This is a genomic window from Pseudomonas sp. URMO17WK12:I11 (assembly GCF_007677725.1).
GTDB lineage: Bacteria > Pseudomonadota > Gammaproteobacteria > Pseudomonadales > Pseudomonadaceae > Aquipseudomonas.
Genome location: NZ_VEDF01000010.1, coordinates 167,655 through 187,356, shown reverse-complemented (window position 1 = coordinate 187,356; position 19,702 = coordinate 167,655). Strand labels below are relative to the sequence as shown.

The window sequence follows — 19,702 nt, the reverse complement described above, 5'->3', positions numbered from 1 at the left end:
CAGCGCGATCTGCCTGATCGCGCTCGGTTTTGAATAGCAAGACAGTGGCTTGCACAATTCATGCGCGGGGATCTGCAAACGCTAAAGCCTTGCCTGATCAGGCCGATAACCCGGCATCCCCTGTGCCTCACGAAGATCACCATGGCCACGCATAAAGCCCGCGCGGATTCGCTGTCGCTGCTCCTGTTCACCCTGCGCAGCGGCAAGCTGATGGCAATCAACCTGCTCAAGGTAAGCGAAATCATCCCCTGCCCGCCGCTGACCAAGCTGCCTGAATCACATCCGCACGTGAAGGGCGTGGCGACACTGCGCGGCAACTCGCTGTCGGTCATCGACCTGTCGCGGGCCATCGGCGAGCGCCCGCTGGCAGACCCGAATGGCGGCTGCCTGATCGTCACCGAGATCAGCCGCTCACGCCAAGGTCTGCACGTGCAGGCGGTAAGCCGCATCGTCCACTGCCTGAGCACCGACATCAAGCCGCCGCCGTTCGGCTCGGGCAACCGCTCGTTCATCACCGGCGTGACGCGGGTCGACAACACCCTGGTGCAGGTGCTCGACATCGAAAAGGTCATCCACGGCATCGCTCCGCCTGCGCACGAGCCACAGCCGGGCGAGTTGAGCGAAGAGGACGCCAGCCTGCTGGCTGCCGCGAACATTCTGGTGGTCGATGACAGCCAGGTGGCCTTGCAGCAGTCGGTGCACACCCTGCGCAACCTAGGCATCGACTGCCATACCGCGCGCAGCGCCAAGGATGCCATCAACGTGCTGCTGGAACTGCAAGGCACAGCCCAGGAGATCAATATCATTGTCTCGGACATCGAGATGTCGGAAATGGACGGCTATGCGTTCACCCGAACCCTGCGTGAGACGCCCGACTTCCAGCACCTGTATGTGCTGTTGCACACCTCGCTGGACAGCGCCATGAGCAGCGAAAAAGCCCGCCAGGCCGGGGCCAATTCGATCCTTACCAAGTTTTCCTCGCCTGACTTGACCGATTGCCTGGTAACTGCTGCACGCACAGTGGTATTTGCCGAGCGTTGATGCTCGTGTTTTTATATTCAGCGACAAACTCCCTGGCGTGACGCCAGGGGCGCTCGGGCATGATTCGCGCCCCTCGGATGAAATCCTGGAACCGCGTATGAAGTTTCTTAGCTCCCTTGTGATCGCCTGCACGCTGTTCAGCAGTGCCGCCCAGGCTTCCAGCACCCAGGCCTGGAACGACCAGCGCCAGCAGATGCTCAATGCCTGCCTCAAAGCCAGCCAGTTCAAGCACGCACATGCCCGCGGCAAGCCCGCCGAGTTCGACGACCGGGTGGGCTTCAGCGCGTTGCTGATCGAAGGCACCTATGCGCAGAAGCACATGAAGCAGCGCACCGGTAGCGAGCTGTGCCTGTATGATCGCCGCCAACAGCAGGCCTTCGTCAGCGAATGGAACCCCCAGGCCAAGTGAACGACCCCTTGCGCTTCGCCTGCACTGGCTGCGGTAAATGCTGCACCGGCCACCATGTACCACTGACCCTGGATGAAGCACGGCAATGGGCTGTTTCAGGCGGCCAGGTGATCGTGCTGATCGAGGCATTCGTCAGCGACGGGCCCGGCATGCCGGTCGAACAGCGCGAGCATGTCATGCGCCGTTCCTACCCGGTACCGTGTGGCAGCGCCGAGGCGCGGGTCGCGGTGACCTTCGCCGCCTTCAATCCGGGGCGCTGCCGTCACCTCGATGCTGACGACCTGTGCTCGATCTACGACCAGCGGCCGCTGGTTTGCCGCATCTATCCGGTGGAAATCAATCCGCACATCGCGCTGCGCCCAGAGCACAAGGACTGCCCTGCAGAGGCCTGGCAGCAAGGCCCTGAGCTGATCCATGGATCGCTGCCGGTGGACGCCGCGCTGCAGGCGCTGGTGCACGCTTCACGGCAGGCGGATCGCGCTGACATTGCCGCCAAGGTTGCCATCTGCGAGGCGCTGGAAATGACCACCAGCGCCCTCAAAGGCAACGGCTTTACCGCCTATCTGCCGCAGATGAGCGCGTTCGCCGCTGCCACGCAGGCGCCCCGCGCAGCGCCTATCGGGCTAGGCTGGACGCTGCACGTGGAGCAACCTGAACGGGTAGATGAGTTGCAGGCGCTGGGCTTGCACACCACGGCGCAAGCGCCGGTCTTCTATGCCTTCATTGGTTTCTGATGCCAGGTGCGCAAAAAAGCGTGGATTGCTCCGCGCATCCCGATAATCTGCACAGCTACCCCATCGGCCAAGGTGCCTGCGCCAATGCGACGTCGTTCTCGAGCTGTTGTGCTTGCCGCTTGCGCACTGTTCGCCTTATTGGCCGTGGCGTTCTGGTTTGGACAGCGCCAGCCAGGCATTGCGCCGCGGGCGCAGGCGGCCATTCCGGTCAGGGTGGTCAGCGTCGTCGAGCAAGACGTGCCGCGCTATGCCAGTGCCATCGGCGCCGTGCAGTCGTTGCACAGTGTGCAGATACGTCCGCAAGTGGACGGGATTCTGACGGAGGTACGGGTCAAGGAAGGCCAATCGGTCCACCGCGGCGACCTGCTCGCTACCCTCGATGACCGGGCCATTCGCGCCAGCCTCGATCAGGCGCGCGCCCAGCTCGGCCAGAGCCAGGCGCAACTTCAAGTGGCGGCGTTGGACCTCAGGCGCTACCGTCTGCTCAGCAGCGACAATGGCGTGTCCCAGCAGACCCTCGACCAGCAGCAGGCCCTGGTCAACCAGTTGCAGGCCACGGTCAAGGGCAACCAGGCGGCGATCGCCAATGCCCAGGTGCAGCTTTCCTACACGCAGATACACTCCCCGGTGACCGGACGCGTCGGCATTCGCAATGTCGACCCCGGCAACCTGGTGCGCAGTAGCGATACGCAAGGCCTGTTCAGTGTCACCCAGCTCGACCCGATCGCGGTGCAGTTCAGCCTGCCGCAGCAGCTACTGCCCACCCTGCAGGCGCTGCTCAAGGCGCCTGACCCAGCGCTGGTGCAGGCCTACATGGACGTCGACGGTGACCGCGCCCTGCTTGGCGAGGGGCACCTGGCGTTGATCGACAACCAGGTTTCGCCCAGTACCGGCACGGTGCGGGTCAAGGCCGAGTTCGACAACCACGATGGCAGCCTATGGCCGGGGCAACTGGTCACCTTGCGCTTGCGCACCGCCATCGCGCGCGACGCCCTGGTGGTACCACCGCCAGTGGTGCAGCGCGCTGTCGACGGCCACTTCGTCTATCGTCTGGATGGCGACACGGTGACCAGCGTCGCGGTGCATGTCGTGCACCAGGACAGCAGCCTGATGGTCATCACCGGGGTCAAGCCCGGCGAACGCCTGGTGCTCGACGGCCAGTCACGCCTCAAGCCCGGGGCGCGCGTCGACGTCATCAGCGATGCCGCCTCGACGCCGCCACCCGCTGACCTGCGGCGCCAGCCATGAACACCCGCAACGGCGTCTCTGCCTGGTGCATCGATCACCCAGTGGCAACCCTGCTGCTGACCTTCGCCTTGGTATTGCTGGGGCTTATCGGCTTTGCGCGGCTGCCGGTGGCGCCGCTGCCGGAAGCGGATTTTCCGACCATTCAGGTCACCACGCAGTTGCCAGGGGCAAGCCCTGAGACCATGGCTTCATCGGTAGCGACGCCATTGGAGGTGCAATTCAGCGCAATACCCGGCATGACCCAGATGACCAGCAGCAGCGCACTGGGCTCGACCACGCTGATCCTGCAGTTCAGCCTCGACAAGAACATCGACACGGCCGCCCAGGAAGTCCAGGCAGCGATCAACACCGCCACCGCCCGCCTGCCGCGGGACTTGCCCACCCCGCCCACCTGGCGCAAGGTCAACCCGGCCGATAGCCCAGTGCTGGTGCTGAGCGTAAGCTCCGCACAAATGCCCGGCAGCGAACTGAGCGACTATGCCGAGACCCTGCTGGCACGCCAGTTGAGCCAGGTCGACGGGGTCGGCTTGATCAACATCACCGGGCAACTGCGCCCCGCCATTCGCGTGCAGGCGCAGCCAGAAAAACTGGCCGCGGTAAGCCTCACCTTGGCCGACCTGCGCCTGGCCATTCAACAGACCAGCCTCAACCTTGCCAAAGGCGCGTTGTACGGCGAGCACAGCGTGTCGACCCTTGCCGCCAACGACCAGCTGTTCCACCCGGAGGACTACGCCCGGCTCATCGTCGCTTACCGTGACGGCGCAGCGGTGCAGTTGCAGGATGTCGCCACGGTGATCAACGGCGCCGAGAACGCCTACGTCAAGGCCTGGTCCGGCGAGCAACCGGGTCTGAACCTGGTGGTGTTTCGCCAACCAGGGGCGAATATCGTCGACACGGTCGATCGCGTCATGGCCGCGCTGCCGAAATTACAGGAGATGCTACCGGCCTCGGTCGAGGTGTCGGTCTTGCAGGACCGCACGCAGACCATTCGCGCCTCCCTGCACGAAGTCGAACTGACCCTGCTGATCGCGGTGGCGCTGGTCATCGGGGTGATGGCGCTGTTTCTGCGCCAGCGGTCGGCGACCCTGGTGGTGTCCAGCGTGCTTGGCGTGTCGCTGATCGCCAGCTGCGCGATGATGGACCTGTTCGGTTTCAGCCTGAACAACCTGACCTTGGTCGCCATCGTCATCGCCGTGGGTTTCGTGGTGGACGACGCCATCGTCGTGGTCGAGAACATCCACCGCCACCTGGAAGCCGGCGACGACAGCCGCACGGCGGCGCTCAAGGGCGCAGGCGAGATTGGTTTCACGGTGATCTCGATCAGCTTCTCGCTGATCGCCGCCTTCATCCCACTGTTGTTCATGGGTGGCGTGGTCGGGCGCTTGTTCAAGGAGTTCGCCCTCACCGCTACCGCGACCATCCTGGTTTCGGTGGTGGTCTCGTTGACCCTGGCGCCGACGCTCTGTGCGTTGTTCATGCGCCGCCCGCTGCAGGAGCAGCACGGTGGTATTGGCGCGCGTTTGCTCAAGGGTTACGAGAAAGGCCTGAACCAGGCGTTGGCCCATCAACGCCTGACCCTTGGCGTATTCTTCCTGACGCTGGCCCTGGCAGTGGCAGGCTACATCGGCATTCCCAAGGGCTTTTTCCCGCAGCAGGACACCGGCTTCGTGCTCGGCACCAGCGAGGCAGCGGCAGACGTGTCGTACCCGGCGATGATCGACAAGCACCAGGCGCTGGCGGCGATCATCGCCCAGGACCCTGCGGTGCAGGCCTATTCCCATGCGGTGGGCGTTACCGGAAACAATCAGACCATCGCCAACGGCCGCTTCTGGATCGCCCTCAAACCGCGCGCAGAACGCGACGTCTCGGCCAGCGAGCTGATCGACCGGCTGCGGCCCAAGCTTGCCCAGATACCGGGGGTGGTGCTGTACCTGCGCGCCGGCCAGGATATCAACCTCAGTTCCGGTCCATCGCGCACGCAGTATCAATACGTGCTCAAAAGCAACGACGGCGTGGCACTGAACCTGTGGACCCAGCGTCTGACCGACCGCCTGCGCGAAGAGCCGGCCTTTCGTGATTTGTCCAACGACCTGCAGCTGGGCGCCAGCGTTACCCGCATCGACATCGACCGCCAGGCCGCCGCGCGCTTCGGCCTGACTACCGCCGATGTCGACCAGGCGCTGTACGACGCCTTCGGCCAGCGGCAGATCAGTGAGTTTCAGACCGAGACCAACCAGTACAAGGTGATCCTGGAGCTGGACGCCCAGCAGCGAGGCAAAGCCGAAAGCCTGAACTGCTTCTACCTGCGCTCGCCGTTGAGCAATGAAATGGTGCCACTCTCGGCAGTGGCGCATGTCGCGCCGCCCAGCACCGGCCCGCTGTCGATCAGCCATGACGGCCTGTTCCCGGCCGCCAATCTGTCGTTCAATCTAGCACCCGGCGTCGCCTTGGGCGATGCGGTGACAATCCTTGAACGCACCCAGCGTGAACTGGGCATGCCTGACGCGATCAGCGGCAATTTTCAGGGGGCAGCCCAGGCCTTTCAGAGCTCGCTGGCGAGCCAGCCCTGGCTGATTCTGGCGGCGCTGGTGGCGGTTTACATCATTCTTGGCGTGCTCTACGAGAGCTTCGTGCACCCGTTGACGATCATTTCGACGCTGCCTTCGGCAGGGCTGGGCGCCCTGATTCTGCTTTGGGCCATGGGCCAGGACTTCAGCATCATGGGCTTGATCGGCGTGGTCCTGCTGATCGGTATCGTCAAGAAGAACGGCATCCTGCTGATCGACTTCGCCCTGGCCGCTCAGCGCGATCAGGGCGCCTCCCCTGAGCAGGCGATACACCAGGCGTGCATGACGCGTTTGCGTCCGATCGTCATGACCACCCTCGCCGCCCTGCTCGGCGCGGTGCCGCTGATGTTCGGCTTCGGCGCTGGCGCAGAGTTGCGCCAACCTTTGGGCATTGCTGTGGTGGGCGGGCTGCTGGTGAGCCAGGCGTTGACCCTGTTCACCACGCCGGTGATCTACCTGGCTCTGGAGCGCCTATGCCACCGTCATCGGGTGAATCCTTACCTTTCGCGCAATAGTGATTATCGATAATCAGCCTGTTTCCGGGCGCTTGGGCGGATTAACGTTAACCCCGTCCTCATTAGCACTTGCCCCGCAAGAAGGTAGTTTCAACATGTCCAACAGTATGGGTATTGCCAGCGTTTTCGTCCTGTCGTCCCTGTTGTTGTCGCCCCTGGCCATGGCCGAAGAATCCCCGGCTTTCGTCGCCCGCAACGCACAACTCGCGGCCACTCAGCAGCAGTCTCGCGAAGCCTTGGCCAATCAGGCCGACGCCGCCAAAGACGCGCAGCAGACCGCATCGAAAGCCTCCAGCGACACCGCCGCCGACAGCTGAGTGCAGCTCAAGCACGCCGCATCTTTCCCCCGGCTAGACCATGGGCACCGTTGGTGTCGATATGTTAGCCTTTTAAAGCCGCTGCCAATCAGCGGCTTTTTTTATGTGCGCTCGCCATCAGCCCAGCTGTCACGTATCGATATAAATAGACGCGCATTGAAAAACAAAAACAGTCACACCCGTCAGACCAAAGGAGCTAGTCCCGGTGCCTTCCGCGTTTCGTTTTACCCCGCTGTTCATTGCATTGACTGCAACGATGCCGTTCGCCGCCCAGGCCGATGAAGACAAGGCTGATGGCTTCATCGACGGCGCGTCGTTCAACCTGCATTTTCGCAATGCCTACTTCAACCGCAACAACCACAACAGCGACGTGCGCGACACCCGCGAGTGGGGCCAGGGCGCAGTGGCACGCTTCGAATCCGGTTATACCCCAGGTGTGGTCGGCGTCGGCGTCGACGCCCATGCCATGCTGGGCCTGAAGCTCGACGGCGGCGGCGGTCACGCGGGCACCAGCATCTTGCCTGAGCACATCAAGGACGACGGCGAACTAGGCGCTGCTCCCCGCTCGTTCTCCACCGCCGGTGCTGCGCTCAAGTTCAAGGCTTTTGACACCGAGCTCAAGGCCGGCGATCTGTTTCTGACCAACCCGGTCATTGCCGGTGGCGAAACGCGAATGCTGCCGCAGACCTTCCGCGGTATCAGCCTGACCAACACCAGCATCGACGGCCTCTTGCTCGAAGGCGGCCAGGTGAGCTTCACCCATCCCTACAACCAGAGCGGCCACCGTCGTATCGACACCTACTACGGCAGCCTCGACGAGCGCGCCAAGAGCAAGCACCTGAACTGGGCAGGCGCCACCTGGAGCGGCACCGAGAGCATCACCACCAGCCTGTATGCCGCCGAGCTCAAGGACATCTGGAACCAGTACTACGCTGACTTCGACTACACCTACGTGGTCAACGACCTGGTCAGCCTCAACCCTGGCGCGCACTTCTATCACACCCAGGACACCGGCCAGGCGCTGCTGGGCAAGATCGACAACAACACCTACAGCCTGCACTTCACCGTCAACGCCGGCTATCACAGCCTCACGGCCGCGTATCAACGGGTCAACGGCAATACGCCCTTCGACTACATCAATCTGGGCGACAGCGTCTATCTCGACAACTCGCGGATGTATTCGGACTTCAACGCACCCAATGAACGCTCGTGGAAACTGCAGTACGACTACAACTTCGCCGGCATTGGTATTCCGGGCCTGAGCACATCCCTGTCGTATTCGCGCGGCGAAGCAGACCTGACCAAGGCCACCCAGGACACCACCCACTACGACTACTACCGCGCCGACGGCAAGCATGCCACGCACTGGGAGCGCGATCTGGACGTCAAGTACGTGTTCCAGGAGGGTGACTTCAAGGACCTCGCAGTACAGGTGCGCTACGCAACCCACCGCGGTGGCCAGGGCTATGCTTCGATCGACAGCAACAGCGACAATGATGAGCTGCGCGTGATCGTCGACTACCCACTGAACGTCTTCTGATTCGCAACCGGCTATGGCGCAAGGGGCGGAACTCGTCTTCCCGCCCCTTTCCAAGCGCCATTGGCGATGTTTCCGTCGGACAAATCTTGTCCGACAATCACCGCTTCCCTAGAATGTCGCCGCCGAAAATGGCCCTGCCTCAGCAGTAGCGCGCATGCCCAACCGACTGTCGTCCCCCGCCTTCTACCGGTCGCACCCCGAGCTGTTCCTCAACCTGGGCAGTTGCCTTGCCGTGCTCGCCATCGTCGCCATCGTCAGCTACCTGCTCGGCCGCGAGCGCGAGAGCGTCGAGCAGTCGGCGGTACGTGCTGCCAACAATATCGTGCAGTTGATCGAAAGCGACATCCTGCGCAACGTCGAGTTATACGATCGATCGCTCAAGGGCCTGATCTGGGCCGTCAGCCGGCCAGAGCTGACCCGCCTGCCGCAGCCGTTGCGCCAGCGCCTGCTGTTCAATGACGCCTTGGTCGACCATCAGCGTGGCGATGTGTTGTGGCTGGACAAGCAGGGCAACGTGGTCGGCGATTCCAGCAGCGCGGTGCCGCGCCAGGCCAACTTCGCCGAGACCGGCGACTTCCAGGCACACCTGAATGACCCACGGCTGGGTTTGCTGGTGGGCCCCCCATTCAAGGCCAGGCTAGGGGATCTGGACTGGTGCATCAGTTTCAGTCGGCGCATCGACGACGCCCACGGCAATTTCGCCGGACTGGCAGCAGGCGCCCTGCGTCTGTCGTATTTCAGCGAGCTGTTCAAACGCTTGGACATCGGCGCCGACAGCAGCATCAACCTGCTCAACGTCAACGGCCAACTGCTGGCCCGTGAGCCAGCCCCTGCGCAAGACGCCGCGGTCGGCGCATCTTATGCACAGCGGCCCAACTTCCGGCGCATTCTCAGCCAAACCGAGGGCAGCTTCACGGCCCGCTCCAGCGTCACGCAGCGCCAGAAGATGTACACCTTCGCCAGGGTCGGCGACTTGCCCCTGGTCGTACTGGTGATCAATTCAAGCGATGAAGTGTTTCAGTCATGGCGCCGTACCGCGATTCTGGTGAGTGTGGCCACCGGAGTCCTGTGCATCGGCATCGTCTGGCTGACATTGCTGCTGGGACGCGAGCTGCGTCGTCGGCATCACGCCGAACAGGGGCTGGTAGCGCTTGCGGCCACCGACAGCCTGACCGGTCTGGCCAATCGACGCCAGCTCGACCAGGTGCTGCGTCTGGAATGGGCACGCGCCCAACGCAATCGCCAACCTTTGGCAGTGCTGATGGTGGATGTCGATCACTTCAAAGCGTTCAATCAACGCCATGGGCATGCGGGCGGCGACAAGGCACTGCACAACGTCGCCAGAACCCTGGGGCGTTGCATCAGGCGTCCAGCCGATTTGGCTGCACGGTATGGTGGCGAGGAATTTCAGGTGGTGTTGCCGGAGACGGGCTTGGCTGGCGCCAGGGTACTGGCTGAAAAGATCCGTGCCGAAGTGGCAGCGCTAACGCCGTTCGAGGGTGACAGCCAGGGCATAACGGTAAGCGTAGGCATTGGAGTCTTCACCCCCGGCACTCAGCACGATTTGACTCAGCTGCTGAGCGCCGCAGATGAAGCCCTCTACCGGGCCAAGGCTAACGGCCGCGACCGGGTAGAAGGACCGCTCGATTAGGAACGAGCGCGGGCCGCGTCACGCAGCGCCTTGACTTGGTCGTGATTCTGCTGCACGCCTTGCAGTTGCTTTTCGACCAGCGCATAAGTCGAGTTACCGGCAGCGTGGCCGTGCTTGACCAGCTTCTCACGGGCTTCTTTGTAAGCCCTCAGCGCGTGGTCTTCACCGCGTTCCACTTCATTGAGCACAGACTCTTCGTCCTTGCCGGTCAGCATGGACTTCAGGTTGACCCAACCGCGGTGCAGGTCGGCGGTCACGCTGGTGGAAGTCTCTGGATCGCCGCCCAGGCGACGCACTTCAGCCTGCAGTTCAGCCGCTGCGTTGGCGCAGGCGCCGGCACGCTGTACGAAGAACGCCTTGAGTTCCGAGTTCTTGACATCATCGGCCGATTCTTTGAAGCCTTTTTCACCGTCCTTGCTGTACTCGATCAGGTCGTTGAGGATATCGATCACTTCTTTGTTTGCATTGCTCATCGCACAAACTCCGTGGCAGGTGATAGTCACTAGGAGAGGAGCAGGCATCGTGCCAAATCGGCTATAAAGTTAATTTCTATATAAATCAGCGATTTAGCTACTCATAAAAACCCGCTTGGCACGGTTTTCTGCATGATTGCCCTGGGAGGACCGTGCAGATTGCAGTATCGTCGCCACCCGCTCGATGAAGAGGCTGGTGATGAAACCTGAGATACTGGAACTGCTGGTGACGCGCAACATGCCCTTCGGCAAATACCAAGGGCGATTGATTGCGGATTTGCCGGGTGACTACCTGGCATGGTTCGCCCGCAAGGGCTTTCCAGCCGGCGAGTTGGGCGGACTGTTGGCGTTGATGCATGAGATCGACCACAACGGCCTGGGTGACTTGCTCGTGCCATTGCGGCACAAGCGCCGAGGCTGATCGAAAACGCCCTATCGCAGCGGTTTCACGCGACGACAGGGCGATCGCAGAGCGTGAGCAGGTTTCAGCCCTTCGCCGGTGCCACGGCCAGCTCCACCTGTTCGCTTTTCTTGATGACGGCGTACACCACTGCCGTCACCAGGCTACCGGCGACGATCGCCAACAGATACAACAGCGCGTGATTGATCGCATTAGGAATGAGCAGCACGAACAGCCCGCCGTGCGGCGCCATCAGCTTGCAGCCGAAATACATCGACAATGCACCGGTCAACGCGCCCCCGGCGATGCTGGCGGGGATGACCCGCAGCGGGTCCTTCGCGGCGAACGGAATCGCCCCCTCCGAAATGAAGCACAGGCCCAGGGCCAACGCGGCCTTGCCGGCTTCGCGCTCGCTCTGGGCGAACTTGCGCCGGGCCAGGAAGGTGGCAATACCCAGACCGATCGGGGGCACCATGCCCGCTGCCATGGTCGCCGCCATTGGCGCGTAGCTGGACGACGCCAGCAGCCCCACCGAGAAGGCGTAGGCGGCCTTGTTGATAGGCCCACCGAGGTCCACGCACATCATGCCGCCAAGCAGCAGCCCGAGCAGGATGGCGTTGGTGGTGCCCATGCTGTCGAGAAACTGCGTCAGCCCCTCGAGCATCGCTGCCACCGGTTGGCCGACCACATAGATCATCACCAGGCCGGTGAACAGGCTGGCCAGCAGTGGAATGATCAGAATCGGCTTGAGCGCCTCCAGGCTGCTCGGCAGGCGCGCCCAGCGGGCAATGGCCTTGGCGCTGTAGCCGGCAAGAAAACCGGCGACGATGCCGCCAATGAAGCCGGCGCCCAGGGTACTGGCCAGCAGACCACCGATCATGCCCGGCGCCAGGCCCGGTCGGTCGGCGATCGACCAGGCGATGTAGCCCGCCAGCAGCGGCACCATCAGCTTGAAGGCCGCCTCGCCGCCGATCTGCATCAGCGCCGCCGGCAAGCTGCCGGCCTCCTTGTAGGCTTCGATGCCGAACACGAAGGACAGGGCAATCAACAGCCCCCCTGCCACCACCATCGGCAGCATGAAAGACACGCCGGTCAAAAGATGTTTGTAGACCCCGGCCTTCTCGGCCTTGGCCGGCGCTGCTGTGGCACCGTCGGCCGCGCTCTCGACCTTGGCCTCGGCCAGGGCCTTGTCCAAGGTGGCACGCGCCTGCTTGAGCGCAATGCCGGTGCCGCAGCGGTAGATGCGTTTGCCGGCAAAGCGCGCCGTCGGCACTTCGATGTCGGCAGCCAGCACTACCACATCGGCAGCGGCGATGGTCTCGGCCGACAGCGGGTTGCGCGCACCCACCGAGCCCTGGGTTTCGACGCTCAGCTCATAGCCCAACTGCTGCGCTGCCTGCTGCAGTGCCTCGGCAGCCATGAAGGTGTGTGCCACGCCGGTCGGGCAGGCAGTGACCGCAACCATGCGCACTGCCGCCACCGGCGCAGCAGCGCTGGCCTGCGCCGTCAGCATCTCGGCCTTGGCTGCCGCTTCGTCGAGAAAACCCTCGCGGTCGGCCAGCGCCTGTGCAGGCGTGCTCTGGTAGACCCGCTTGCCGGCGAAGCGCGCCAGATCCACCGGGCCGGTGCTGATCACCAACACCCAGTCGGCCTCGGCGATCTGCGCGGCGCTGAGCTGGCGCTCGGGATGCTCGGTATCGAGCACTTCGACGCTGGTGCTCCAGCCGCGACGCTGGGCCGCGGCCGCCAGCAGGCGGGCACTGAGGACGCTGGAAACCTGCCCGTTGGGGCAGGCGGTGACGATGGCGATGTTCATCAGCAACCCTCTTGTTGTTCTGTCAGTTGCACGGCGGCTTCAAGCGCCGCCAGTTGCTGGCGATCGCAGATGCCGAAGCCGATTTGCGTCACGGCTTGGGCGGCGATCGCGGTGGCGCGGCGCAAGGTCTGCTGCGCGTCTTCCTCGGCCAACAAGCCGTGGAGCATGCCAGCTACCAGCGAATCCCCGGCACCCACGGTACTGGCCACCGACACCTTGGGCGGCCGCGCCTGCAGCGCATGAGCGGCGCTGAACCAGCGCACACCCTGCTCGCCGGCCGACACCACCACATGCTCGACGCCGCTGGCGAGCAGACGCTCGGCCGCCGCGCGCTGTTCAGCGGCGCTCTGCACGCTCAGGCCAAGCACTTCGCCCAGCTCTTCGGTGTTGGGTTTGACCAACCAGGGCGCACTCTGCAAGCCGGCGCGCAGGGCCTCGCCGCTGCTGTCCAACGCCACCTTCAATCCCAATGCTTGCAAGCGCTCGAGCAACTGCCGCAGCCAGGCAGGGCTGATGCCTCGCGGCAGGCTTCCGGCCACCACCACTGCCGCATGCCCAGGTGCCACCTGTTCAAGGCGGCGCAGCAGCTCGGCGCAGGCCGCTTCATCCACCACAGGCCCAGGCCCGTTGATGTCGGTGACCTGGCCATCGGCCTCGACCAGTTTGAGGTTGCTGCGGGTTTCGCCGTCGACATGCACGAAGCAGTCGGCAAAGCCACGACGAGCGATCAGCGCTTGGAACGCTTGCAGGTTGTCGCGGCCCAGAAAGCCGCCGACGGTGACGTCATGCCCCAGGTCGGCGAGCACTTGCGCCACGTTCAGGCCTTTGCCGGCAGCATGGCTGAGTTGCGCCTGGGCACGGTTGACCTGCCCTGGGCGCAAGCGCTCCAGACTGACGGTGATGTCCAGTGCCGGGTTGAGGGTCAGGGTGAGGATCTTGGCCATTCAGAAACGCTCCACCAGCGCGCGAACCGCAGCGGCGCTGTCTTGTTGCAGGGCTTCGCGCGCCAGGGCGCGAGCCGCTTGATGATCGGTCTGGCGTACCAACGCCTTGACTTCGGCAATACTGCGGGCGGCCACGCTCAGTTCGTCGACGTCCAGGCCCAGCAGTACTGCCACCGCCTGCGGGTCAGCCGCCAGCTCGCCACAGACACCGACCCACTTGCCCTGGGCATGGGCTGCGCGTACGGTCATGTCGATCAGGCTCAGCACCGCCGGGTCGAGGCCGTCGGCCTGAGCCGACAGGCTCGGATGGCCACGGTCGATGGCCAAGGTGTATTGGGTCAGGTCGTTGGTGCCGATGCTGAAGAAGTCCACTTCACGGGCCAGCTGCGGGGCGAGCAAGGCGGCCGAAGGCACTTCGACCATGATGCCGACCTGCAGGTCGGCAACCGGCGTTTCCTGGCGCAGACGCTCGACCATGGCGCGGGCCTCGCGCCACTCATGCAGCTGGCCAACCATCGGGAACATGATGCGCAGCGGGCGCTGATCGGCGGCGCGCAACAGGGCGCGCAGCTGATCCTCCATGATCTGCGGCCGCTGCAGGGTCAGGCGCACGCCACGCACCCCGAGAAACGGGTTTTCCTCGGCCGCGATCGGCCAATACGGCAGTGGTTTGTCACCGCCTACATCGAGCGTGCGCACCACCAGCGGCCGACCGCCGAGGCCGTCGAGCACGCGTCGGTACTCGGCTTCCTGGGTAGCGACGTCCGGCGCCTGCGAATGGGCCATGAAGATCAGTTCGGTGCGCAGCAGGCCAATGCCCTCGGCACCCTGCTCCACGACCTTGTCGATGCCGCTGCTTTCGCCAATGTTGGCGAACACCTCGACGGCGTGGCCATCGCGAGTCACCGCCGGGTCGTGGCGTTTCGCCCAGGCGGCCTGCAGGCGCTGCTCGCGCTGCTCGCGCTCGGCCAATGCCCGTTGCAGCACCTCTGCTGGCGGCGCGACGGTGACTGCGCCGCGCTGTCCATCGAGCAACAGCGGCGTGCCGGCCGCGAGCAGCAGGACCGCCGGGCCGACGCCGACCACAGCCGGAATGCCCAGGGCCCGGGCGACGATGGCGCTGTGTGCAGTGGCGCCACCGTAGGCGGTGACGATGCCGGCGACACGGGCAGGGTCCAGGCGCGCGACATCGGACGGGCCGACCTCCGCCATCACCAGTACGTAGGGTTGTTCGGGTTCGGCTTGCGCCTGCAGCCCGCACAACTGGGCCAACACCCGGCGACCGACGTCACGCAGGTCGGCCGCGCGCTCGGCCAGCAGGGCATCGTGCAGCGCCTCCTGTTGGCGCGCTGCCGCATCGATCACCGCCATCCACGCGGCAGCTGCACTCTCGCCCTGGGCCAGGCGCAGCTCGGCCTCGTCAGTCAGCGCGGGGTCGGCAAGCATCTCCTGGTGGGTGACGAAGATTTCACCAATCGCCTTGTCGCTGCGTTCGACAAGGGCTTGCAGCTCTGCATGCACGGCCTGCAAGGCATCGCGCAGCTTGGCGCGCTCCTGGGCCGGCGAGTCACCGCGCAGCGGGTAATCGATCTCGCGCTCGACGCATACATGCGCCGGGCCACTGGCAATCCCGGGCGAAGCGCTGACACCCTGGACGCGGCTGCCTGCCACCGGCGCCTCAAGATGTTCGACCGCTGTTGCGGGTTCGCTGCCGGCGGTGGGCGGTAGCGCTTCGACCTCTTCACCCAGGCCTTGCTCGATAGCCGCCAGCAGCGCGGGCAGGGCATCGCCGGCAATCGACGGCTCGGCGCTCAGTTCCAGTTCCTGGCCACGGCGCACGCCCAGGCTCAGCAGCTTGCTCAGGCTCTTGATCGACACCGCCGGCTGCGCGCTGTCGAGGACCCGCAAGCGGATATCGCCCTCGAAGGCCTTGGCCAACTGCGCGAGAATCTTCGCCGGGCGCGCATGCAGCCCGTGGGCGTTGGCCAGCACGATACGCGCCGTCGGCCAGTCGGCCGGCGCCTCACCGCCCAGCACTTCCAGCACCGCGCGGCTGCTGGTGGCTTGATAAAGGGTTTGGCCTCGGCCTTCGATCAGCACCTCGCACAAGCGCTCGAGCAGCGCCTGGTGCGCAGCGCCAAGGCTGGCCAGGCAGAACAGGCCATTGAGCGGTTGGTCGCGGTAACGCAGCGGCTGTTGTGGGGTGAGGAAGGCAAGCCCAGGCTGGCGCACCTGGCGCTCGCTGTGCAGCCACCACAACCCTTCGCCCAACGGCAACGGTTCGGCCTGCTGCAACACTGCGGCAAAGCCATTGTCGACGCATCCTGCGCGCTGCAGCAGGCGTGCGCCGCGCCAGGCCAGTTCGTCGAAATCCTCGGCTGGCAGATTCAACCCTACCAGTTGCGCATCGAGCGCCAGTGCTTGCGGCGCACCTTGCAGGAGCTTGAGCAACGCTTCGGCCGAACTGGCCCGGCGCAATGCCTCGGCCAGGTCGGTCTCGCCCAGCGCACGGGTCAGCAGTTGCAGCAGCCGCAGGTGCTCGTCGGACCGCGCAGCGATGCCGATGGCCAGGTAGACGATTTGCCCATCGCCCCAATCCACGCCCTCGGGGAACTGCAGCAGCCGCACACCGGTGGCGAACACCAGGTCGCGGGTCTGCGGCGTGCCATGGGGGATCGCGATGCCTTGACCGAGGAAGGTCGAACCCTGCGCTTCACGCGCCTGCAGGCCTTGCAGATAACCTTCGGCGACCAGGCCATCGGCGACCAGGCGGTCGGCCAGCAAGCGCAATGCCGCCTGCTTGTCGACAGCCGTCTGGCCCATGGCTATCTGGCCTGTGGCGAGCTCGAGCATGACCTTCTCCTTTTGCAGTCCCGGATTTGATTTTGATGCCAGGTACTGAGGTATTGTTGTGATATTCACAGAATCAGCCAGTTCGACGGCTTTGCACAGGCGCCATCGAGGCAGAAAAATGGGCTAGCTGAAACGTTTAATCTGACCAGGCGGCCACGTTACTCGATAATCTCCCGAGGCAAAAGCCCCATCCTGTCGGACAATTGCGACAATGGTCGCCTGCGCGCAGCGCCCGTTCGCGGTCAAACTACCCGGGGCTGGTGCCGTAGCCAGCCCCGGCAATAACAAGGAAAATTCGGTGAAACTCAGCGATATCGCCCGTCTGGCCGGTGTATCCGTGACCACTGCCAGTTACGTCATCAATGGCAAGGCCGAGCAGCAGCGCATCAGCGCCAGCACGGTCGAGCGCGTGCGCGCCGTGGTCGAGGCCCATGGCTTTACCCCCAACCCGCAAGCCGCTGGCCTGCGCAGCCGGCACACCCGTACGCTGGGCTTCATTCTCCCGGATCTGGAGAACCCCAGCTACGCGCGTATCGCCAAACAGCTCGAGCAAGGGGCGCGTGCCCGCGGCTACCAGCTGCTGATCGCCAGCAGCGATGATCGCCCCGACAGCGAGCGCCAGTTGCAGCAGCTGTTCCGCGCCCGCCGCTGCGATGCGCTGTTCGTCGCCAGCTGCCTGCCCCCTGAGGATGACAGCTACCTCGAACTGCTGGACAAGGGCCTGCCGGTCATCGCCATCGACCGACGTCTGGACCCCCGGCATTTCTGCTCGGTCATCAGCGATGACCGTGAGGCCAGTCGGCAACTGGCCGGTAGCTTGCTGGCCACTGCGCCCGCCAGTATCGCCCTGATAGCCGCACGCCCGGAGCTGTCGGTCAGCCAGGCCCGCGCCGGCGGCTTCGACGAAGCCATGCAGGGCTATCAAGGGGTGGTGCGTCGCTATGCCGGCGAGGCTTTCAGCCGCGAATGCGGGCAACGCCTGATGCAGCAGTTGATCGAGGAACACGGCGGCTTGCCGGACGCGTTGGTGACGACGTCCTATGTGCTGCTGCAGGGGGTATTCGATACCCTGCAAGCGCGCCCCGCCGACTCGCGCCAGCTGCAGTTGGGCACTTTCGGTGACAACCAATTGCTCGATTTCCTGCCCTTGCCGGTCAACGCGATGGCCCAGCAGCACGGCGCCATCGCCGCCACCGCCCTGGAGCTTGCGTTGGCGGCGATTGAAGAGAAACGCTACGAGCCCGGTGTGCACGCCATCGGCCGCACCTTCAAGCAACGCATCGCCGCGGCCTGACCATGCGCTTGATCGACACGCACACCCACCTGGACTTCCCCGACTTCGATGCCGACCGCAGCCAGGTGCTGGCCCACGCCGCTGCCGCCGGCGTCGAGCGTGTGGTGGTGCTAGGCGTTCATGCAGACAATCTTCAGCGGGTCTGGGACCTGGCTCGTACGCACGATAACGTTTACGCGGCATTGGGCCTGCATCCGGTGTACCTGGACCAGCACCAGCCTGAGCATCTGGCGCTACTGCGCCAGTGGCTCGAGCGCCTGCACGGCGCTCAGCGGCTTTGCGCGGTCGGTGAGTACGGCCTGGACTATTACCTCGAGGGCCTGGACAGAGCGCGCCAGCAGGCCCTGTTCGAGGCGCAGCTGCAACTGGCCTGCGAGTTCGAGCTGCCGTCCTTGCTGCACGTGCGCCGCAGCCATGCCCAGGTGATTGCCACCCTCAAGCGCTACAAACCTGCACGGGCAGGCGTGATCCACGCCTTCGCCGGCAGTTACGAAGAGGCGCGTGAATACCTCAAGCTGGGTTTTCGCCTGGGCCTTGGCGGCGCCGCGACCTGGCCGCAGGCACTGCGGCTGCGCAAGACCCTCGCGCGCCTGCCACTGGAGGGCCTGGTCCTGGAAACCGATGCGCCCGACATGGCCCCGGCCATGTTCGCCGGCCAGCGCAACAGCCCCGAGCACCTGCCGGCGATCGCGCAAGCACTGGCGCCATTGCTGGGCGTCGACGCCGACGCGCTGGCGCAGGCCAGCACTCGCAATGCCTGCGCCCTGTTTGGCTGGTAGCCGTGCAGCGCCGCCACCGCGCTACACCCTGAACGCACCGATCAAGCGCTTGAGCTCCATCACCTGTTGCGACAAGGCGCGGCTGGCGTCCTCGGTTTGACAAGCGCCCTGGCTGGTGTCCTGGGCGGCGAGGTTGATCGCCACAAGGTTGCGGTCGATGTCATGCGCCACGGCGGTCTGCTGCTCGACCGCGGCGGCAATCTGCTGGTTCTGCTCGACGATCCCACCCACGGCGCCAAGAATAGTGCCCAGCGCCTGCTGCACCTGCTGCGCTTCATCGACCGTGCTCGCGGCCATCTGGTGACTACCGGCCATGGCCTGCACCGCCTGCGCCACGCCTTCGCGCAAGCGCTGGATCATCTGCGCGATCTGCGCAGTAGAGTCCTGCGTACGCCGGGCCAAGGTGCGCACTTCATCGGCCACCACGGCAAAACCGCGTCCCTGTTCACCGGCGCGCGCCGCCTCGATGGCCGCATTCAAGGCCAGCAGGTTGGTCTGCTCGGCAATACCGCGTATCACCTCCAGTACCTGGCCGATCGCCTGGCTGTCGTCTGCCAGGCGGTTGATCGCCAGCACACTGCTGTCGATTTCGCCGGCAAGCCGACCGATGCTGTCCTGCTGGCCTTGCACCAGGCTGCGGCCATTGGCGCTCTCGAGATTCACCTGCTGCGCCCCATCGGCTGCCAGCGCTGCGCTGCGCGCCACCGCCTGCACGGTGGCGCTCATCTGGCTCATGGCCGTGGCCACTTGTTCGATCTGCTCACGCTGCCCGCCGATGGCCTGGTTGCTGCGTGCTGACACTGCCAGCACCTGCCCGGCCTGCAATTCGACAGCTGTCACCGTCTGCCCGACCTGATCGATCAGCCCTCGAATGCGCCGCACGGTTTCGCTGAAATCCTCGCCGAGCGCGCCCAGCTCATCGCGGCTGCGCGCTCGGAAGCTGACGGTCATGTCGCCTGCGGCCACTTGGCCCATGGCCGTGCCCAAGCCGCGCAGGGTCGTGCGGGTCGAGGCGTAGAAGCCACCGTAGAGGTAGACGATCAGCACAAACACACCGCCTAGCAGCGCAGCCAGGGCCAGCATGCGCAGGCGCTGGTGGTCCAGGCGTATCTGCAATTGGT

At 64.6% G+C, this 19,702-nt stretch carries 16 protein-coding genes; 11 read left to right on the top strand and 5 right to left on the bottom strand.

The window, feature by feature from the left end; translation table 11 throughout:
• Window positions 1-141 precede the first annotated feature (141 nt).
• The 8 genes from FS665_RS19060 to FS665_RS19025 all read left to right on the top strand — a co-directional run bounded on the left by FS665_RS19060 (window position 142) and on the right by FS665_RS19025 (window position 10,022).
• A complete protein-coding gene (locus tag FS665_RS19060; protein WP_145191921.1) occupies window positions 142-1,041 on the top strand; it encodes a chemotaxis protein in 900 nt (299 codons plus the stop codon).
• Window positions 1,042-1,138: 97 nt separating this feature from the next.
• On the top strand, window positions 1,139-1,450 hold the full coding sequence (locus FS665_RS19055) for a hypothetical protein (protein ID WP_145191918.1): 312 nt from the start codon (window positions 1,139-1,141) through the stop codon (window positions 1,448-1,450).
• Window positions 1,447-2,184, top strand: coding sequence for a YkgJ family cysteine cluster protein (locus FS665_RS19050; RefSeq protein ID WP_145191915.1), 738 nt, complete (start codon window positions 1,447-1,449; stop codon window positions 2,182-2,184). The genes FS665_RS19055 and FS665_RS19050 overlap by 4 nt, the downstream gene beginning before the upstream one ends.
• A gap of 84 nt (window positions 2,185-2,268) precedes the next feature.
• Window positions 2,269-3,432 (top strand): efflux RND transporter periplasmic adaptor subunit, encoded by a 1,164-nt coding sequence (locus tag FS665_RS19045; protein WP_145191912.1) that lies wholly within the window; start codon window positions 2,269-2,271, stop codon window positions 3,430-3,432.
• Entirely contained in the window at window positions 3,429-6,527 is a 3,099-nt protein-coding gene (locus FS665_RS19040) for a multidrug efflux RND transporter permease subunit (RefSeq protein WP_145191909.1), read from the top strand. The genes FS665_RS19045 and FS665_RS19040 overlap by 4 nt, the downstream gene beginning before the upstream one ends.
• An 82-nt stretch (window positions 6,528-6,609) precedes the next feature.
• The gene (locus FS665_RS19035; protein WP_145191905.1) at window positions 6,610-6,831 is read left to right on the top strand and encodes a hypothetical protein; all 222 of its coding nucleotides are present in this window, start codon (window positions 6,610-6,612) and stop codon (window positions 6,829-6,831) included.
• Between the two features lie 205 nt (window positions 6,832-7,036).
• Window positions 7,037-8,371 carry an OprD family porin gene (locus FS665_RS19030; RefSeq protein WP_145191903.1) on the top strand — a complete coding sequence of 445 codons (1,335 nt, stop codon included), beginning with the start codon at window positions 7,037-7,039 and terminating at the stop codon, window positions 8,369-8,371.
• Window positions 8,372-8,525: 154 nt separating this feature from the next.
• On the top strand, window positions 8,526-10,022 hold the full coding sequence (locus tag FS665_RS19025; protein ID WP_145191900.1) for a diguanylate cyclase: 1,497 nt from the start codon (window positions 8,526-8,528) through the stop codon (window positions 10,020-10,022).
• On the opposite strand, the gene FS665_RS19020 is transcribed toward FS665_RS19025, so the two are convergent.
• Window positions 10,019-10,495 carry a PA2169 family four-helix-bundle protein gene (locus FS665_RS19020; protein ID WP_145191897.1) on the bottom strand — a complete coding sequence of 159 codons (477 nt, stop codon included), beginning with the start codon at window positions 10,493-10,495 and terminating at the stop codon, window positions 10,019-10,021. The two genes, FS665_RS19025 and FS665_RS19020, sit on opposite strands and share 4 nt — an antisense overlap.
• 199 nt (window positions 10,496-10,694) lie before the next feature.
• Between FS665_RS19020 and FS665_RS19015 the strand changes: the two genes are divergently transcribed.
• Entirely contained in the window at window positions 10,695-10,916 is a 222-nt protein-coding gene (locus FS665_RS19015; RefSeq protein ID WP_145191894.1) for a DUF3820 family protein, read from the top strand.
• A 64-nt stretch (window positions 10,917-10,980) separates the two neighbouring features.
• Here the strand turns inward: FS665_RS19015 and FS665_RS19010 are convergent, their stop codons facing one another.
• The 3 genes from FS665_RS19010 to ptsP are packed head-to-tail and all read right to left on the bottom strand — an operon-like array spanning window position 10,981 to window position 16,508.
• Window positions 10,981-12,711 (bottom strand): PTS fructose-like transporter subunit IIB, encoded by a 1,731-nt coding sequence (locus FS665_RS19010; protein WP_145191890.1) that lies wholly within the window; start codon window positions 12,709-12,711, stop codon window positions 10,981-10,983.
• Complete coding sequence (pfkB, locus tag FS665_RS19005; RefSeq protein ID WP_145191887.1) at window positions 12,711-13,655, bottom strand: 1-phosphofructokinase; 945 nt, start codon at window positions 13,653-13,655, stop codon at window positions 12,711-12,713. The genes FS665_RS19010 and pfkB overlap by 1 nt, the downstream gene beginning before the upstream one ends.
• Window positions 13,656-16,508, bottom strand: a complete 2,853-nt coding sequence (gene ptsP, locus FS665_RS19000; RefSeq protein ID WP_145191884.1) for a phosphoenolpyruvate--protein phosphotransferase — start codon at window positions 16,506-16,508, stop codon at window positions 13,656-13,658. It abuts the gene before it with no gap.
• Between the two features lie 298 nt (window positions 16,509-16,806).
• On the opposite strand from ptsP, the gene cra reads away from it, so the two are divergent.
• Both cra and FS665_RS18990 read left to right on the top strand, forming a co-directional pair.
• A complete protein-coding gene (cra, locus tag FS665_RS18995) occupies window positions 16,807-17,802 on the top strand; it encodes a catabolite repressor/activator (protein ID WP_145191881.1) in 996 nt (331 codons plus the stop codon).
• Between the two features lie 2 nt (window positions 17,803-17,804).
• Window positions 17,805-18,581, top strand: coding sequence for a TatD family hydrolase (locus tag FS665_RS18990; protein ID WP_145191878.1), 777 nt, complete (start codon window positions 17,805-17,807; stop codon window positions 18,579-18,581).
• 21 nt (window positions 18,582-18,602) lie between these two features.
• Here the strand turns inward: FS665_RS18990 and FS665_RS23990 are convergent, their stop codons facing one another.
• Window positions 18,603-19,307, bottom strand: a complete 705-nt coding sequence (locus FS665_RS23990; RefSeq protein ID WP_371921295.1) for a methyl-accepting chemotaxis protein — start codon at window positions 19,305-19,307, stop codon at window positions 18,603-18,605.
• Window positions 19,308-19,702: the final 395 nt, after the last annotated feature.

Coding starts and splice junctions, on each gene's coding strand:
- FS665_RS19060 (WP_145191921.1), top strand. CDS start 142: ATGGCCACGCATAAAGCCCGCGCGGATTCGCTGTCGCTGCTCCTGTTC.
- FS665_RS19055 (WP_145191918.1), top strand. CDS start 1,139: ATGAAGTTTCTTAGCTCCCTTGTGATCGCCTGCACGCTGTTCAGCAGT.
- FS665_RS19045 (WP_145191912.1), top strand. CDS start 2,269: ATGCGACGTCGTTCTCGAGCTGTTGTGCTTGCCGCTTGCGCACTGTTC.
- FS665_RS19040 (WP_145191909.1), top strand. CDS start 3,429: ATGAACACCCGCAACGGCGTCTCTGCCTGGTGCATCGATCACCCAGTG.
- FS665_RS19035 (WP_145191905.1), top strand. CDS start 6,610: ATGTCCAACAGTATGGGTATTGCCAGCGTTTTCGTCCTGTCGTCCCTG.
- FS665_RS19025 (WP_145191900.1), top strand. CDS start 8,526: ATGCCCAACCGACTGTCGTCCCCCGCCTTCTACCGGTCGCACCCCGAG.
- FS665_RS19020 (WP_145191897.1), bottom strand. CDS start 10,495: ATGAGCAATGCAAACAAAGAAGTGATCGATATCCTCAACGACCTGATC.
- FS665_RS19015 (WP_145191894.1), top strand. CDS start 10,695: ATGAAACCTGAGATACTGGAACTGCTGGTGACGCGCAACATGCCCTTC.
- FS665_RS19010 (WP_145191890.1), bottom strand. CDS start 12,711: ATGAACATCGCCATCGTCACCGCCTGCCCCAACGGGCAGGTTTCCAGC.
- pfkB (WP_145191887.1), bottom strand. CDS start 13,655: ATGGCCAAGATCCTCACCCTGACCCTCAACCCGGCACTGGACATCACC.
- ptsP (WP_145191884.1), bottom strand. CDS start 16,508: ATGCTCGAGCTCGCCACAGGCCAGATAGCCATGGGCCAGACGGCTGTC.
- FS665_RS18990 (WP_145191878.1), top strand. CDS start 17,805: ATGCGCTTGATCGACACGCACACCCACCTGGACTTCCCCGACTTCGAT.
- FS665_RS23990 (WP_371921295.1), bottom strand. CDS start 19,307: ATGAGCGCCACCGTGCAGGCGGTGGCGCGCAGCGCAGCGCTGGCAGCC.